This window comes from Atopobium fossor DSM 15642 (assembly GCF_000483125.1).
GTDB lineage: Bacteria > Actinomycetota > Coriobacteriia > Coriobacteriales > Atopobiaceae > Atopobium > Atopobium fossor.
In genome coordinates this window covers 241289-258855 of record NZ_AXXR01000003.1, presented here as the reverse complement: position 1 = coordinate 258855, position 17567 = coordinate 241289, and the positions used below count along the sequence as shown (strand labels likewise).

The window sequence follows — 17567 nt, the reverse complement described above, 5'->3', positions numbered from 1 at the left end:
GACGAGAAGCAGCTATAAAGATTCCGCAGCATATAAAGGCAGGTTTTTCATCCAGCCTTGTTCTTCGTAGCCAGCAAGAGAAAAACGGATGCAATGAGAAAGAGAAAATTCCTTTGCAAATTGTGCAAGACTTTTGCTCTTAACATTAATTCCGGCCTTTACCTCCAAGGGGATGACTTCTCCATTATGCTCGCAAATAAAATCGATTTCATTTTTGCTTTGTTTTCCATCTGCTGACCAATATGCAGGTAATTTTTTTGAGGCTATAAGTTGCTGACAAACAAATTGTTCACTATAAGTACCCTTTGCATGGGTAAACAGAGCGTCTCCACTAAAGAGAGTCTTTTCATTAAGATGTAATGCTGCGCCCAAAAGACCAACATCAAGAAGATATAGTTTAAAACTGGTAGGGTCTGTATAAGCAGACAAAGGAACTCCTGGTCTTGTAATTCTATTAACCTTTGTTACAAGGCCAGCATCTGCAAGCCAGCTGATGGCATCTTTATAATCTCGTCCACGGCCGCCAGGACGTACTTGAGAGTAAATAAATTTTTTACTTCCGTTTTCTCGGGCAATTTGTAGAGGAACCGAACGCCATGTTTCTCTAATATGTTCTGCTTCAAGTGGTGAAGAAATATGTTTTGAAAAGTCATGTTCATAATCAATGAGGAGTGCATCCTGGATTTGGCGTGCTTCACTCAACAATCCTGTGGAGATATAGGCCTGTACTGCAGCTGGCATGCCACCAACATACAAATAACTACGAAGCCTATCTTCAAATGATTCTCCCATGGCGCTTATGAGTTCATAGTCCTTCTCAATAATCAGGTCTGCCAAGCTGTTATCGCCCAAGGCTCTAAGAAACTCCGAGAAAGTCATGGGAAAAAGGTCAAGGTAGTCTACTTTACCAACGGGCCATGAAATACGACTCATGCTTTTTGTAGCGTCGTCTCTGTTGAGAGCTACACCTAATAAAGATCCTGCGGCAATAACTGGTATTTGGGGGGTCTGTTCACAAAACATTTTAAGAGCTGTGATGGCACGAGGACATTCTTGAATCTCATCAAGAAAAAGAAGTGTTTCTCCATCAAGCAGATTTGTATTCGTGTAGGCACCCAAGGCGGCAAGCGTGCGTTTTGGTTCTAACGATCCTGAGAAAAACTGTTGAACTATCTCATTATTGAGGAAGTTGATAGAGGCAAAATGCTTAAAGCTCTGTCGAGCAAATTCTTCTACCAGCCAGGTTTTTCCAACCTGTCGTGCGCCCCTAATAATAAGAGGTTTACGATTTTTTGAGGTATTCCAAGTTTTAAGCTTCTCAAGTGCGTATCTTTGCATGAAATCTTTCCGTTCGCAGTTTTTTGTTCTTTAGTATACATAACTTTCGGAATCAACCAAAATTGGCGGTTTCCGACATCGGAATCAACCAAAATTGGCGGTTTCCGACATCGGAATCAACCAAAATGGTCAGATTGAAGAGATAAACGACAAAGATAGAAGTTCTTCTCGCCAGATGCTTTAAGATACGCTATTATTACTCACGCACAGTTTGTGCGCACTGATGTGCTGGTGTAGCTCAATGGTAGAGCCCTGGTTTTGTAAACCAGTTGTTGTAGGTTCGATCCCTATCACCAGCTCCAGGCAATTTTCGGAGCCTTTGGCATTGTCACTAAAGGCTCCGTTTTTATGCTCGCGACAAGCCGTGATTGGCTGCAATTGTGCAGGAAACGTGACAAGGCTACGCCCGGCTGGGTGGTTTGTATTGACAACCCATCAAAACGGTCGTAATATTTCCTCCGCTTGCAAGGCAAATCACCAAGCAAGTCGCTTGAAAATATATGGGGATATGGCACAGCGGCAACTGCGGCGGACTGTAAATCCGCTCCCTCTGGGTTCCCTGGTTCGAGTCCAGGTATCCCCACCATGCCCGTGTAGCTCAGTAGGTAGAGCACTTCGTTGGTAACGAAGAGGTCACCGGTTCAAATCCGGTCGCGGGCTCCATCTTTTCAAGCAATCGCCATGCCGGCGTAGCTCAGCTGGTTAGAGCACACGGCTCATACCCGTGATGTCACTGGTTCGAATCCAGTCGCCGGTACCATGAATTCTTGCGGCCCTCCAGGGCCGTTTGGAATATATAAGCAAGTTATTCGTTGGATAGCACACAAAGCTAGTTCCAAGAGGAGGATGGCAATGGCCAAGGAGAAGTTTGATCGTTCCAAGCCACACGTAAACATTGGTACCATTGGTCACGTAGACCACGGTAAGACCACTCTTACCGCTGCAATCACCAAGGTTCTCTCCGAGACCGAGGGTTGCCATGCAGACTACACCGCATTCGAGAACATCGATAAGGCTCCCGAAGAGCGTCAGCGTGGTATTACCATTTCCGTATCTCATGTTGAGTACGAGACTTGGGAGCGCCATTACGCTCACGTAGACTGCCCTGGTCACGCTGACTACGTAAAGAACATGATTTCCGGTGCTGCACAGATGGACGGCGCCATTCTTGTAATCGCTGCTACCGATGGTCCTATGGCTCAGACCCGCGAGCACATCCTTTTGGCTCGTCAGGTAGGTGTACCTTACATCATCGTATTCCTCAACAAGTGCGACATGGTTGACGATGAGGAGCTTATCGACCTCGTAGAGATGGAGACCCGTGACCTCCTCTCTGAGTATGACTTCCCCGGTGATGACCTGCCTATCGTTCGTGGTTCCGCTCTTGGTGCACTTAACGGTGAGCAGAAGTGGGTTGACTCTGTAGTAGAGCTCATGAAGCAGGTAGACGCTTACATCCCCACCCCCGCTCGTGATAACGAGAAGCCCTTCTTGATGGCTATCGAGGATGTTATGACCATTTCCGGTCGTGGTACCGTTGCTACTGGTCGTGTAGAGCGCGGTCAGCTCAAGCTGAACGAGCCCGTCGAGATTGTTGGTATCAAGGATACCCAGAGCTCCGTCTGCACCGGCATCGAGATGTTCCGTAAGACCATGGACTTCTGCGAGGCTGGCGACAACGTGGGTCTGTTGCTTCGCGGCATTAAGCGCGAGGACATCGAGCGCGGTCAGGTACTCTGCAAGCCCGGTTCTGTAACTCCTCACAAGAAGTTTACCGGTGAGATTTACGTACTGACCAAGGAAGAAGGCGGCCGTCACACCCCATTCTTCAATGGTTATCGTCCTCAGTTCTACTTCCGCACCACTGACGTAACCGGTTCCATCGAGCTCCCCGAGGGCGTAGAGATGGCTATGCCTGGCGACCACGTCACCATTAACGCTGAGCTTCTTTACCCCATCGCTATGGAGGAGGGCCTGCGCTTCGCTATCCGCGAGGGTGGCCACACCGTAGGTGATGGTCGTGTAGCTACCATCGTTGAGTAAACGATTTAGCTGACTTAATCGGACCCGGCGTCTTCGCAAGAGGGCGTCGGGTTTCTTTTCTCTATTGGTTCTACCGTTTGTTTTGATTGTTTTGTCAAGGATATTCGCATGCTTGCCGTGTTGCTTGACAAGATAGGAAGCAAGATGGTAACGTATCCCACCGCGTATAACTGAGAAACGATCTCAGTTATTTGGGTAACTGGGAGGTTTCATGCGTACTATGGTCACCCTCGCATGCACCGAGTGCAAGCGCAGGAATTACACCACAGATAAGAACAAGAGCAACAACCCCGAGCGTATGGAGTTGAAGAAATATTGCCCTTGGTGCCACAAGCACACTGTTCATAAGGAAACCCGCTAGGTTTTTCTAATACGCCAGTAGTTCAATTGGTAGAGCATCGGTCTCCAAAACCGACTGTTGAGGGTTCGAGTCCTTCCTGGCGTGCCAGATAACACACCGGCCCGTCCCCTACGGGGCGGGCCGGATTTATGAGATAGGGTCATATACCCGAAGGGATGAGTTCATGGCGAACAAGGAGCGCAATAAGAGGAGTGCCCGCAAGGCTCGCGCACAAGAGCGTGCTGATCGCGAGGCTATCCAGGCTGATGCCGCTTCCGATTCCCAAACCAAGGTGTCGGCTAAGTCTGAGATGGCAAAGGCAGAGACAAAAGCCAAGGCAAATAAGCGTCCTGGCTTTATCAAGCGTTCGCTTGGTTGGTTTGGTGATGTCCGCACGGAGATGCGTAGGGTTACATGGCCCGCTAAGCCAGAGCTTAAGAATTACACTGTTGGTGTATTTGCAATGCTTATTGTATTTGGTATCGCAATCTGGGCGATTGACTTAGGCATCGTTGCACTTCTCTCTGCTTACGCAGGTTTGGGGGCATAGCAATGGCTAAGCGTTGGTATGTAGTTCACACTTATTCTGGTTACGAGAATAAGGTAAAGGCTGATCTTGAGCATCGTATCGAGACTTTTGGTCTAGAAAACGTTGTTGTGGATATCCAGATTCCTACTGAGGAAGTAACTGAGCTCAAAGAAGGCGGCAAGCGTGAGACCAAGGAAACCAAAGTATTCCCTGGTTACGTACTTGTTCGTATGGAGATTGACGATAACTCTTGGGCGGTTGTTCGCAACACTCCAGGAGTTACAGGTTTTGTTGGTATAGATGGCAAGCCAACGCCGCTTTCTCGTGAAGAGTTCAACAAGATTATGCGCCGCTCTAATAAAAGTGCAGATGCTCCTCGTCCTACCTCTACTGATCTTGAGGTTGGACAGTCCATCCGCGTTGTTTCTGGTGCACTTGCAGATTTTGACGGCACAATTTCCGAGATCATGCTTGCTTCGGGTAAGGTTAAGGTTATGCTTGCAATCTTTGGTCGCGAGACACCCGTTGAGCTTGACATAGATAAGGTAGCTGCAATTAACTAGCTTATTCACCTCTTGTCTCTTTCGGTGAGGAATGCTTCTGAGGCAAGGGCGTTTATAGAATTTATTACAGGTAACTAAAGGTACACAGGAGAACATCATGGCTGAGAAGAACGTAGTTAAGTTCATTAAGCTTCAGATTCCTGCTGGTCAGGCAAACCCTGCTCCTCCAGTAGGCCCCGCCCTGGGCGCTGCACAGGTAAACATCATGCAGTTCTGCCAGGCATTCAACGCAGAAACTAAGGATAAGGCTGGCGACATCATCCCCGTTGAGATTTCCGTATACGAGGATCGTAGCTTCAGCTTTGTTTGCAAGACCCCTCCCGCAGCTAAGCTCATCATTAAGGAGCTGGGCATTAAGGGCGGTTCTGGTGTTCCTCAGCGTGACAAGGTTGGTCAGCTTACTCAGGATCAACTTCGTAAGATTGCTGAGATTAAGATGCCTGACCTCAATGCTAATGACGTTGAGGCTGCAATGAAGATTGTTGCTGGTACTGCTCGTTCTATGGGCGTTACCATCGCTGAGTAATTTACGCGATTCATTGTTTTTATGCTTGTCTCACAGGGAGTACAAGCTTTACGTGGGAGGGCATGCTGCCCGTATGTACCACAAAGGAGGATTTATGGCAAAGCACGGTAAGAACTATCGCAACGCTTCCGAGAAGGTCTCTGCAGAGCTCTACAGCCCCAAGGCTGCTCTTGAGCTTGTAAAGGAGCTCGCAAGCGCTAAGTTCGACGAGACCATTGACGTTTCCATTCGCTTGGGTGTAGATACCCGTAAAGCAGATCAGAACGTTCGTGGCTCCATTTCCCTTCCTAATGGCACCGGTAAGACTGTTCGTGTTGCAGTATTTGCGGAGGGCGAGAAGGCCCGTGAGGCAGAGGCTGCTGGCGCAGACATTGTAGGTGCAGATGATCTGGTTGCTTCCATTCAGGCTGGTAACTTTGATTTTGATGCTGCTATCGCAACCCCCAACATGATGGCTAAAGTTGGTCGCATTGGTAAGCTTCTTGGACCTCGTGGTTTGATGCCTAACCCCAAGCTTGGCACCGTAACCATGGATGTTGCAAAGATGGTTGGCGAGCTCAAGGCTGGTCGTGTAGAGTACCGTGCTGATCGTTATGGTATCTGCCACGTACCTCTGGGCAAGGCTTCTTTTGAGGTTGCTGCACTGGTAGAGAACTACCAGGCTCTTATCACCGAGATTTTGCGTGTTAAGCCTGCAACCGCTAAAGGTCGCTATGTTAAGTCCGTTGTAGTTTCTTCTACCATGGGACCTGGCGTTAAGGTAGATGGCACCAAGGTTCGTGCCCTCATGGAGGACTAGTACTACTTAGATATACCTGTTTATTCTTAAAGCACCTCATCTCACCGATGGGGTGCTTTTTTGTACGAAAAGCTGCATCCTATAAAAGCAATGCTTAGTTATGATTGACAGTAAATCGGGGGGGGTATATTCAACAAGCTTTTATTTATTAAACGATAAGAGGTAAAAATGGCTGAGACCAGATTCGCACTTCTCATTGATGCAGAAAACATTCCTGCAAAGTATGCTCAAAACATACTTGCAGAAGTGGAAAAGCATGGAACATGCTTGTATAAGAGGATTTATGGAAATCCTGACTGCATTGTCAATAGTGATTGGCAAGACGCAGTTAAAGAGTATTCGCTTACACCAAGGATTCAAATAAATAATACTCGTGGTAAAAATGCATCTGATTCAGCGCTTATCATAGACGCAATGGATATCCTACATGCAGGTAATGTTACTGGCTTTTGTATTGTTTCGTCTGATAGCGATTATACATATTTGGCAAGAAGGATTAGCGAGTCTGGTTGCAAAGTATGGGGTATGGGTGAATCAGAAAAAGTAACTGAAGCATTAAAAAATGCCTACGAGAAGTATATCTATATAGATTTGTTGGCGCAGCAAGCTGAGGAAGAGAAGTGCGCAGCTAAAGCCGTGGAGGATGCAAAAGCTAAAAATACTCAGCAGAAGCAAAAAGCTACAAGCAAAGATGCAAAAGCGACAGCCAATATTCCTGGGAAGAAAACCATTGAAGCATATATTCAACAGCTTATTAAGGAATGTAACGATAAAAACAAGCCAGCAAATTTAGGATTTATTGGTAGCGAGCTTAATCGCATCTATAAGAATTTTGATGTGAGATATTATGCGAAAAAGGGTGGAACTCGCTACAAATACCTTAAAGATTTCGTTAACGATTTTAATTCTCTTAAAGTGGATAAAAATAATAATGTCGTACCTATCGCATAGGTATTTATAAACAATAGTGTTGAACTCAATCATTTCCTAAAACACCTCGTCTTACACCGACGGGGTGTTTTTTATTGATAAAAAATAATAATATAATTCAAATATATTTTGCTTTAGCTAGGGCAAAAACCGGAAGGAGTAATATGAAAAATAAAACTTGGGCAATTGTTCTCGCACTGTTTTTGGCAGTATTGTTGCCTGGCTGTGGAAATAATTCAGCGCCTACGACTGATGGAGATAGTGCTGCTACGAGCGATAAGGCTGCAACAAAAGCAGAAGAAATCAACTTCTATGGTGATCATGAAACAGGTTTTATAAAAATGGGCTCCAGTGTTGATGGTGTACAAACGGAGCTCTTACAGTTCAAAGTTTCTGATGTTGCTGCGGATAGCTGTGGATATACCGATGAAAATGGTGAAGGACAGAGCCTAGGTTTTGGGCGTGGTAAATTACTCAAGAGTCACCAAACGGGAGATCTGTACAAAATTATTCGAACAGGCGAGCAGGTGTTTCCCTCTTCTATTTCTAACTTGATGGTAGATAAAGATGATGTTTATCGCACTGCAGGTGTTTGGCTGCAAAAAACAGATGCTTCCGATCCTGAGCTTTCTATCGATGCTGCCAAAAAGGCTTATCCTAATGGTGTTGAGCTAAAAAATGATACAAAGCATCCCGCATATTTTTACAGGGGACAAAAAGGCGATGCAGCTTTTGATGCTGGTCTTAAGGACTATGCACTTATCTACAAAGTTGATGATAGCTTTACACTTTTAATACGTGTCTCCGATAAGGGCGATAAGGAAAAAGATATCAAGTCTGCTGTGGATACATATGGAGACGAGGCTGTAGCTAACTACCTTTACAGTTTGATAGCCGAGCCAAGTGCATAAACTCCGTGGCAATCCTGTGAATCGTATCTTACGCTTGACGAGAAGTTTGTCTCGTTGCAAAATATTCAATTGCTAAAGCATAAGTTTTAGCAGACGTTTAGCACGTCCACTGCCAGAGACAGCTGGTGCCCAAAAGGGCCTAAGGGGAGCATCTGCACCCGCCCGCCGAGGTGGTCTAAAGAGCTTGTATCTTCTGACCCCGTCTGGCATGAGCTGGCGGGGTCTTTGCATGCAAGGGCCCACCGTGCAGGTGGTTCGTGCCCGAAGACATGCATAAAGGAGGTGTCACATGCCAGCACAGTCCAAGTTCGATATGCTCGAGAAGGTATCTGCCTCTCTCGAGAATGCCGCAGGCCTTTTTGTAATCGACTATCGCGGTCTCTCCGTAAAGGAGGCACAGCAGCTTCGTCGTAATCTGCGTGAAGCTAACGCAGAAATGAAGGTCTACAAGAACAACATCGTAAAGATTGCTCTCGAGAAGGCGGGTCTGCCTGCTATCGACGAAGTACTCGTCGGTACATGCGCATACGTTTTCTACGAGAATGATCCTGTAGATGCAGCTAAGGTAATCAAAGAGGCAAACAAGTCTCTTAAGAAGATTGAGTTCCTCGGCGGTATCGCAGACGGTAAAGCAGTTAACGCAGCTGAGGCAAATGCTATCGCAGATCTTCCTTCTCGCGAGGAGCTTATTGCCAAGTTCGTTGGTTGCATTTCCAATCCTCTCTCCGGCGTTGTCCGTGTACTCAATGGCCCCGCACAGGGTCTTCACACGGTTCTCTCCGCAGTGGAGGAGCAGAAGAACGCCGCATAACGCAGCGGGGTTCACCCAAACTTTTACATTGAGCTAAGGGCATCAAAAATGACGCCCCTAACAAAGGAGAATTGACATGGCTGTCACCAAGGATGAAATTATTGAGGCTCTCAAGGAGATGCCAGCACTCGAGCTTTCCGAGCTTGTACACGAGCTTGAGGACGTATTTGGCGTATCCGCTGCTGCTCCTGTAGCAGTTGCTGCTGCTCCTGCTGCTGCTGAGGCTGCTGAGGAGAAGACCAACTTCGACGTAGTTCTCGAGGGCTTTGGCGAGAACAAGATTGCTGTTATTAAGGTAGTTCGTGAGCTCACCTCTGCTGGTCTTAAGGAGGCCAAGGAGATGGTCGAGGGTGCTCCTAAGGCAATCCTCGAGGGCGCTAAGAAGGACGACGCTGAGGCTGCTAAGGCTAAGCTCGAAGAGGCAGGCGCTGCTGTAACCCTTAAGTAAATTCCCTGTAAGGTATTTACTTAAGTACTCTTAACAACTGTTTAGAGTTATGAGGACTCCTGGTTATATGCCAGGAGTCCTTTTTTTGTTTTACCTACGTTTTTGGATGTAAAACCCTTCCCAATTTGCTTGGTTTATTGGATACTAATAGGTCCACATGTTCCCTACATATTCTATTTTCGGATTTCACCAGGTAAATAGGGTAGATAGCTTTCTTTACTGTAAAAAACAGTCAAAGTCAAGTATTTTAATTGACCAAGCCTCCTTTTTTAGGTAGATTGTTACATTGCGATATTTGTCGCATTATGTCGTTCCGAAGGAGGAAACACCTGGTGCCTACCACAAAGATTTCCACTACTACCTCCGCAAATGCACGTGAGCGCGTGAGCTTTAGCAAAATTCGCTCTAACGTCGAGCCACCCAACCTCATTGAAGTTCAGAAGGAGTCCTTCCATCGTTTTATGACGACTGGTTTGGACGAGGCCTTCGCAGAAGCATCTCCTATCGAGAATGCTGCTGGAACCATGGAGGTTTCGTTTGGCGAGCATCAGTTTGGAGATCCTGCACACACGATAGCTGAGTGCCGAGCAAAGGATATTTCTTATCAGGCTCCTATGCTCGTAGAGGTTCGCTTTGTCAACAAAGAGACGGGCGAGATTAAGGAGCAGCTCGTATTTATGGGTGATTTCCCACTCATGACCGAGCGCGGTACTTTTATTATCAATGGCTCCGAGCGCGTTGTGGTTTCTCAGCTCGTTCGTTCCCCAGGCGTCTACTTCTCTGCGGAGACGGACAGTGGCGTTTTGGTACACCGTGTCCAGTTCATCCCTGCTCGTGGTGCATGGCTGGAGTTTGAGGTCGATAAGCGCGGTCAGCTTGTCGTATCTATCGATCGTAAGCGTCGTCAGTCTGCAACTTTGCTGCTTCGTGCGCTGGGTATTGCAGAGTCCGATGACGAGATTCTTAACCTTTTGGGTGATTCTGACGTTGTCCGCTCAACCATCGAGCGTGACTCTGTACAGACCCGTCAGGGTGCTTTGGAAGAGATTTATCGTCGTCAGCGTCCCGGTGAGCCTGTTACGGCAGACTCCGCACGTTCTTTGCTCGATGGTCTTTTCTTCAACCCTGCGCGCTATGACCTTGCTAAGGTTGGCCGTTACAAGATTAACAAGAAGCTTGAGCTCGATACCGAGGCAGATATTGTTACTCTTACTGAGGAAGACATCGTTGTTGCCCTTCGCTACTTGCTTGCTCTTCATGCTGGCGATACCACCAAGAAGGTTGATGATATTGACCACTTTGGTAACCGTCGTGTTCGTACGGTAGGCGAGTTGGTACAAAACCAATTCCGTATTGGTATGAGCCGCATGGAGCGCGTCATCCGTGAGCGCATGGCTTCTCAGGATGCTGACGACATCACTCCACAGTCTCTTATCAACATCCGTCCCATTGTGGCAGCAATTAAGGAGTTCTACGGATCTTCTCAGCTGTCTCAGTTTATGGATCAGTCCAACCCGCTTGCTGGTCTTACCAACAAGCGTCGTCTTTCTGCTCTGGGACCTGGTGGTCTTGCGGGTCACAAGTCTGGCTCGAGCCGTCGTACCAATGTTCCTACCGCAGTTCGTGACGTTCATAACTCTCACTATGCGCGTATGTGTCCTATCGAGACGCCAGAAGGCCCCAACATTGGTCTTATTGGTTCCTTGGCACTGTATGCACATGTAAATGAGTATGGCTTTATTGAGTCTCCCTACCGTCGCGTAAAGGATGGCAAGCTTACAGGCGAGGTTGTATGGATGACAGCGGACGAGGAGGAGCAGCACAACATTGCCCCTGCTAATACTCCTACCGATCCTAAAACTGGTGAGTTTGTTGAGGTAGACCCTGCAACCGGTAAGCTTACTAAGCCCACTCGTGTTGTAGCTCGTACCCGTGACTTTGACGGTTCCTTTGGTGCTCCTGCACAGGTTCCTGTAGAAGACATTGACCTCATGGACGTTTCTGCCCGTCAGCTTTTGTCGGTAGCAGCAACGCTCATTCCATTCCTTGAGCATGACGATGCTAAGCGTACCCTCATGGGCGCAAACATGCAGCGTCAAGCAGTGCCTCTGATTAAAGCTTCCGCACCTTTGGTGGGTACCGGTATGGAAGCACGTGCGGCTTTGGACTCTGGCGAGATGGTATGCGCCAGCGAGGATGGTCGCGTTGTAGAGGTAGATGCTCTTCATGCAGTTGTTAAGGGCGCAAGTGGCGATATTACCTATGAGTTCCCTAAGTTTGAGCGCTCCAACCAATCTACCTGCATTAATCATCGTCCCGTTGTTAAGGTTGGTGACGATGTAGTAGCTGGTCAGCCTTTGGCAGACGGTACGTCTATCGATAAGGGCGAGCTTGCTTTGGGTAAGAACCTGCTTGTGGCGTATATGCCATGGGAGGGTTTCAACTACGAGGATGGTATCGTTGTTTCCGAGCGTGTGGTAGAGGAAGACCTTCTTACCTCCATTAACATTTCTCGCCATGAGATTGACGCTCGTGATACCAAGCTTGGTGCCGAGGAAATCACTCGCGAGATTCCTAACATGTCCGAGGACATGATTGCCAACCTTGATGAGGACGGCATTATCCGTGTGGGTGCAGAAGTTGGTCCTGGCGACATTCTGGTTGGTAAGGTCACTCCTAAGGGAGAGACTGCTCTAACTGCAGAGGAGCGCTTGCTGCGCGCCATCTTTGGTGCCAAGGCTCACGATGTGCGTGATACTTCACTCAAGATGCCTCATGGCTCCTATGGCCGTGTTGTAGAGGTAGTTCGCTTTAGTCGCGAAGCTGGCGATGATCTGCCCCCAGGAGTAAACGACTTGGTTCGCGTCTTTGTTGCTCAGCGTCGTAAGATTCAGCAGGGCGATAAGATTTCTGGCCGTCATGGTAACAAGGGTGTTGTATGCCGCGTTCTTCCTGTTGAGGATATGCCTTATATGGCAGATGGTACGCCAATCGACGTACTGCTTGACCCACTGGGCGTTCCTTCTCGTATGAATGTTGGTCAGCTGCTCGAGTGTCACCTTGGTTGGGCTGCAAGCCACGGCTGGGACATTACCTCGGACAAATCTGACGCTTATGTACCAGGCCCCATGTTTGTCTCGACGCCCGTCTTTGACGGCGCTAACGACGAGGAAGTGTCAGAGGTACTACGCCGCACTAACGTAAACCTGGTTAACAAGGCCAAGCAGGAGTATGGCGAGCATGTAAACGAGGCATTTATTCCTCAGCTCAACGAGATGGGTAAGACTACTTTGTACGATGGCCGTACTGGCGAGCCTTTCCGTGATCAGATTACCGTGGGCACCAGCTACATCTTAAAGCTGGGTCACATGGTTGACGATAAGATCCACGCTCGCTCCACTGGCCCTTACAGTCTGGTAACTCAGCAGCCTTTGGGCGGTAAGGCACAGTTTGGTGGTCAGCGTTTTGGTGAGATGGAAGTTTGGGCACTGTACGCATACGGTGCAGCTAACGTCCTCCAGGAGATTTTGACCGTCAAGTCCGATGATACCGTTGGTCGTGTTAAGACTTATGAGTCCATCGTTAAGGACGAGAACGTACCTGCAGCAGGTACACCTGAGTCCTTCAAGGTTCTTGTTAAGGAAATGCGTTCCCTTGCACTTTCTGTTGAGCCTATCAACTATAAGAAGGCTCCTAAGAACGTCGCAGCTCCCGCTGCATCTAACCATTCCGTCGACGACGTTTTTTCTGCAGTAGATGAGGCTGCCAATTTGGTAGAGGATTTGTCTAACACCGCAGACGTCGAAGTTCTTGTCGGCGACGTCCAGGACGATAAGGAGTAACGAACGTGGCAGATTTCGATACCACCGACTTCGATGCCATTAAGATCTCGCTTGCTTCTGCCGATCAGATCCGTAGCTGGTCTTTTGGCGAGGTAAAGAAGCCCGAGACGATTAACTACCGCACGCTTAAGCCCGAAAAAGACGGCTTGTTTTGCGAGAAAATCTTTGGACCTGTAAAGGACTGGGAGTGCTCTTGCGGTAAGTACAAAGGTATTCGTTTTAAGGGCATTGTCTGCGAGCGCTGTGGCGTAGAGGTAACCAGTGCTAAGGTTCGTCGTGACCGCATGGGTCACATTGAGCTGGCTGCTCCTGTAAGCCATATTTGGTACTTCAAGTCTCCCAACAGCTTCCCTCTGGCTCGCTTGCTTGACGTTAAGGGCAAGGACCTCGAGAAGATTCTGTATTTTGCGAGCTATGTTATTACCGAGGTAGATACCGAGGCTCGTGAGGCCGATAAGGACGATTTGCGCGAGGAGCTTGCTGCAGACATTGAGGAACTCGATGCAGAGCGCGACGAGCAGATTGCTCGTGTACGTGAGCAGGGCGAGGACTCCGGCAACACCTTTGATGATGTTGAGCCTCTTACTGCAGATGAGGTTCGTGCAGAAGTAGCAGACATCGAGGAAGAGTACGAGGAAGAGAAGACGCTTCGTCGTGAGGCTTACGAGAAGTTCATGCAGCTTTCCAAGCGTGATCTTATTTCTGATGAGTCTTTGTTCCGTGAGATGAAGCGCTACTACTCCATCTACTTTAAGGGCGGCATGGGTGCCGAGGCCGTACGTGACCTTCTTCGCTCTATTGACCTGGAGAAAGAATCCAAGGAGCTGCGCGAGATTGTAGCAGACGTAGAAGGCCAGAAGGCAAAACGCGAGAAGGCCGTAAAGCGTCTGGAGATTGTTGATGCCTTCCTTGAGGGTCACAACGATCCAGCGGACATGATTTTGGATGTAATCCCTGTTATTCCACCAGATCTTCGTCCTATGGTTCAGCTTGACGGTGGTCGTTTTGCTGCGTCTGACCTCAATGATTTGTACCGTCGTGTTATTAACCGCAACAACCGTCTTAAGCGCTTGCTTGACCTTGATGCTCCCGCAATCATTGTTAATAACGAGAAGCGCATGCTGCAGGAAGCCGTAGACGCACTGTTTGATAATGGTCGTCGTGGTCGTCCTGTCACCGGCCGTGGTGGACGTCCTCTGAAGTCTCTTGCCGAGGCCCTAAAGGGTAAGCAAGGTCGTTTCCGTCAAAACCTTTTGGGTAAGCGTGTAGACTACTCTGGTCGTTCGGTAATCGTAGTAGATCCCCAGCTTAAACTGCACCAGTGCGGCCTTCCTAAGGCTATGGCGCTCGAGCTGTTTAAGCCCTTTGTTATGCGCCGTCTTGTTGAACTCAACAAGGTCGAGAACATCAAGGGTGCTAAGCGTGCCATCGATCGTGCCATCCCCGCAGTATGGGATGTGTTGGAGGAGGTCATTCAGGATCGCCTCGTACTTCTCAACCGCGCACCAACGCTGCACCGTTTGTCCATCCAGGCATTTGAGCCCGTCCTAGTAGAGGGTAAGGCAATTCACCTGCATCCTCTGGTCTGCGCACCATTCAACGCAGACTTCGACGGTGACCAAATGTCTGTACACGTACCTCTTTCTACGCAGGCTCAGACCGAAGCTCGCGTTCTTATGCTTTCGTCCAACAATGTTCGAAGCCCAGCCTCTGGTAAGGTTCTTACCGTTCCTTCTCAGGATATGGTCTTTGGCGTGTACTTCCTTACAACTGCTAAGGATGATGTAGCAGGTCAGGGTCGTGTATTCTCCAACTTCAACGATGCCATGAGCGCCTACGACTCTCGTAGCGAGCTTGACATCCAGGCAAAGATTACCGTTCGTGTATCTGCTGCTGATGCCAATGTAGAGCAGGATGGCAAGAAGTTCTTCCGCGTGCGTACTGGCCGTGGTGAAACCGTAGATTACGATGTTACCAATAGCGCCGCTCGTTTCGAGACCACCGTTGGTCGCATTATCTTTAACCGTCAGTGTCTTCCCGCAGATTATCCCTTTATCAACTACAAGATGGTAAAGAGCGATATGGGCAAGTTGGTTAACGATTGCTGTGATCGCTACTCGCTTACGCAGGTAGAGGATATTCTCGACAGCATTAAGTACGCTGGTTTCCACTTTGCAACCCGCGCTGGCCTTACTGTTTCTGTATGGGATGCTGTTATTCCTGACGATAAGGAGCAGATGCTCGAAGAGGCACAGGCTGCTGTTAATGAAATTAACGAGAACTACGAGGACGGCCTTTTGTCCGAGCGCGAGCGTCATGCCGAGGTAATTCAGGCTTGGACCTCTTGCACCGAAGAGCTGGGCTCCAAGATGCTCGATGGCTTTGCTGAGGATAACCCCATCTACATGATGGCCGACTCTGGTGCCCGTGGTTCTAAGACGCAGTTGCGTCAGCTTGCTGGTATGCGTGGTTTGATGGCAGACATGTCTGGTGATACCATCGACCTTCCTATTAAGGCTAACTTCCGTGAGGGCCTTGAGCCTCTGGAGTACTTCATCTCCACCTATGGCGCTCGTAAGGGCCTGGTAGATACTGCGTCCCATACCTCCGACTCCGGTTATTTGACCCGTCGTCTGGTAGACGTAGCTCAGGACGTTATTGTTCGTGAGGAAGACTGTGGTACTGATGAGGGTGTAACCTACAACCTCATTAAGCCTGGTACTACTGAGCTCAACACCGATCTTATCGGTCGCTGTGCGCTCAATGACATTGTGGACGAGCAGGGTAGTGTGCTTCTTGCTAAGGATGCATACCTTGAGTCCGCTCAGGACATCCAGAAGCTTGTTGATGCTGGTCTTAAGAAGGTTGAGCTTCGTGCTCTGCTTACCTGTCGCTCTAAGTACGGTGTATGCCAGAAGTGCTATGGCTGGGATCTTTCCACCCGTCGTCCCGTTAACATTGGTACAGCAGTTGGTATTATTGCAGCTCAGTCCATTGGTGAGCCTGGTACTCAGCTTACGATGCGTACCATTCACTCTGGTGGTGTAGCAGGTGCAGACGATATTACGCAGGGTCTTCCTACTGTTGCTCGTATGTTTGACGTTGTAGGCAACGTTAACGAGAAGATCTTGGGTCGCGAGGCAGATTTGGCAGAGAACTCCGGCATCCTTAAGATTACGCCCGAGACTACCGATTATGTCTTGCAGATTGTGGATCCCGAGGATACCACTCGCGTTATTGTCGAGAAAAAGGTTCCCGTATCCGTCCGTTTCATGCCTGGTATTGAGGATGGTTGCGTCGTTCGTGCTGGTGACCAGATTACTAAGGGCTTTGTAAACTTCCGTCGTTTGCGTACGCTTACGGATATTGAGTCTACGATGCACATCTTCGTAGAATCTGTTAAGGATGTTTACACCAGTCAGGGTGTAGATTTGGACGATAAGCACATCGAGGTAATTGCTCGTCAGATGCTGCGTCGTGTTCAGATTACAAACCCCGGCTCTTCTCGCTATTTGCTCAACCAGTACGTTGATCGTTATGAGTTTGCGGATACCGTTAAGGAAATCCAGCTTGCTGGTGGCACGCCTCCCGAGGCAACCCCTGTTATTCTGGGTACTTTGCGCGTTGCAAGCTCCATTGATTCTTGGTTGTCCAGCGCTTCGTTCATCCGTACCGCTGGCGTTCTTACGGACGGTGCTATTAGGGGCGAGGTTGATAACCTGCTCGATCTCAAGTCCAACGTTATTGTTGGTAAGCAGATTCCTGCAGGTACTGGTCTTTCCGCCTACAACGATGTTGAGCTTACGTATCACGGTATGCCTATTACCAAGGCTTCTAACGAGAAGACCTTGCCTGAATGGGCACCAGATATGCTTAAGGACCTTGAAGAGAAGCTTCCTCAGCAGCTTGATTGGGTTGGCGATGAGTACCCCATGGGTGGCGTTTACTCCAAGAATGGTCGTACGCTTTCCAGTGAAGAAGCGAAGCTCTACTTATTTGACGATTTGGGAGTATCTCAGCGTTGGACCAATAAGTTTAGCGAGGTAGGCATCGAGACCGTAGGCGATCTTATCGGCAAGTCTGAGGATGAGTTGCTGCGTATTGATGGTATTGGCGCAAAGGCCATTGAGGAGCTTCGTGATGGTCTTGAGGCTCGTAACCTGCTTTACATCCTTGAGCCTGAGGATGATGTAGCAGATGACGAGGATTTGGCACAGCTGCTTAACATGGTATTTAGTCCCGACGATGACGGTGACATTATGCTTGGCACTGCAGCTCCCGCAACTCACCACTATACCGATGAGTTGATTGGCGCCCCTTCCACCAGCGCTGCCCCTTCTGGTATGGAGGCTATTAACGAGGATCTTGATTCTCTTGATGACCTTCTCAGCCAGGTAGTTCGTCAGGAAGATGCAGCTGCTGCAGCTGACGAAGAAGAGTAACTGTTGTAACCGTTACTGGTTATAAAACGTTAATGGCCTGTCCGA

Annotated in this window: 13 protein-coding genes and 5 tRNA genes; 17 read left to right on the top strand and 1 reads right to left on the bottom strand. The window is 48.6% G+C overall.

Annotated elements, in window-relative coordinates; translation table 11 throughout:
* Positions 1 to 12: 12 nt before the first annotated feature.
* On the bottom strand, positions 13 to 1338 hold the full coding sequence (locus tag G469_RS0101280) for an ATP-binding protein (protein ID WP_028263505.1): 1326 nt from the start codon (positions 1336 to 1338) through the stop codon (positions 13 to 15).
* 227 nt (positions 1339 to 1565) lie between these two features.
* Between G469_RS0101280 and G469_RS0101275 the strand changes: the two genes are divergently transcribed.
* From G469_RS0101275 to G469_RS0101200, 17 genes are all read left to right on the top strand, one after another.
* Positions 1566 to 1640, top strand: a tRNA-Thr gene (locus tag G469_RS0101275).
* A gap of 200 nt (positions 1641 to 1840) precedes the next feature.
* Positions 1841 to 1924, top strand: a tRNA-Tyr gene (locus tag G469_RS0101270).
* 1 nt (position 1925) lies between these two features.
* Positions 1926 to 2001, top strand: a tRNA-Thr gene (locus G469_RS0101265).
* A gap of 20 nt (positions 2002 to 2021) precedes the next feature.
* Positions 2022 to 2098: transfer RNA gene (locus G469_RS0101260), tRNA-Met, on the top strand.
* 92 nt (positions 2099 to 2190) lie between these two features.
* On the top strand, positions 2191 to 3381 hold the full coding sequence (gene tuf, locus G469_RS0101255) for an elongation factor Tu (RefSeq protein WP_028263504.1): 1191 nt from the start codon (positions 2191 to 2193) through the stop codon (positions 3379 to 3381).
* A 211-nt stretch (positions 3382 to 3592) separates the two neighbouring features.
* Positions 3593 to 3742, top strand: a complete 150-nt coding sequence (rpmG, locus tag G469_RS09015) for a 50S ribosomal protein L33 (protein WP_084522258.1) — start codon at positions 3593 to 3595, stop codon at positions 3740 to 3742.
* A gap of 11 nt (positions 3743 to 3753) precedes the next feature.
* Positions 3754 to 3829: transfer RNA gene (locus G469_RS0101250), tRNA-Trp, on the top strand.
* Positions 3830 to 3905: 76 nt separating this feature from the next.
* Complete coding sequence (gene secE / locus G469_RS0101245; RefSeq protein ID WP_028263503.1) at positions 3906 to 4271, top strand: preprotein translocase subunit SecE; 366 nt, start codon at positions 3906 to 3908, stop codon at positions 4269 to 4271.
* Positions 4272 to 4273: 2 nt separating this feature from the next.
* Positions 4274 to 4813 carry a transcription termination/antitermination protein NusG gene (nusG, locus tag G469_RS0101240; RefSeq protein ID WP_028263502.1) on the top strand — a complete coding sequence of 180 codons (540 nt, stop codon included), beginning with the start codon at positions 4274 to 4276 and terminating at the stop codon, positions 4811 to 4813.
* Positions 4814 to 4910: 97 nt separating this feature from the next.
* On the top strand, positions 4911 to 5339 hold the full coding sequence (rplK, locus tag G469_RS0101235; protein WP_035425220.1) for a 50S ribosomal protein L11: 429 nt from the start codon (positions 4911 to 4913) through the stop codon (positions 5337 to 5339).
* Between the two features lie 94 nt (positions 5340 to 5433).
* A complete protein-coding gene (gene rplA / locus G469_RS0101230) occupies positions 5434 to 6138 on the top strand; it encodes a 50S ribosomal protein L1 (RefSeq protein WP_028263500.1) in 705 nt (234 codons plus the stop codon).
* 168 nt (positions 6139 to 6306) lie between these two features.
* On the top strand, positions 6307 to 7089 hold the full coding sequence (locus tag G469_RS07950) for an NYN domain-containing protein (RefSeq protein WP_035425218.1): 783 nt from the start codon (positions 6307 to 6309) through the stop codon (positions 7087 to 7089).
* Between the two features lie 143 nt (positions 7090 to 7232).
* Entirely contained in the window at positions 7233 to 7979 is a 747-nt protein-coding gene (locus G469_RS0101220; RefSeq protein WP_028263499.1) for a hypothetical protein, read from the top strand.
* Between the two features lie 289 nt (positions 7980 to 8268).
* Complete coding sequence (gene rplJ, locus G469_RS0101215) at positions 8269 to 8790, top strand: 50S ribosomal protein L10 (RefSeq protein ID WP_028263498.1); 522 nt, start codon at positions 8269 to 8271, stop codon at positions 8788 to 8790.
* 76 nt (positions 8791 to 8866) lie between these two features.
* The gene (gene rplL, locus G469_RS0101210) at positions 8867 to 9238 is read left to right on the top strand and encodes a 50S ribosomal protein L7/L12 (RefSeq protein WP_028263497.1); all 372 of its coding nucleotides are present in this window, start codon (positions 8867 to 8869) and stop codon (positions 9236 to 9238) included.
* Positions 9239 to 9570: 332 nt separating this feature from the next.
* Positions 9571 to 13080: a DNA-directed RNA polymerase subunit beta gene (gene rpoB, locus G469_RS0101205; RefSeq protein ID WP_035425217.1), complete on the top strand. Its 3510-nt coding sequence runs from the start codon at positions 9571 to 9573 to the stop codon at positions 13078 to 13080.
* Between the two features lie 5 nt (positions 13081 to 13085).
* Positions 13086 to 17522 (top strand): DNA-directed RNA polymerase subunit beta', encoded by a 4437-nt coding sequence (locus G469_RS0101200; protein ID WP_028263495.1) that lies wholly within the window; start codon positions 13086 to 13088, stop codon positions 17520 to 17522.
* Positions 17523 to 17567: the final 45 nt, after the last annotated feature.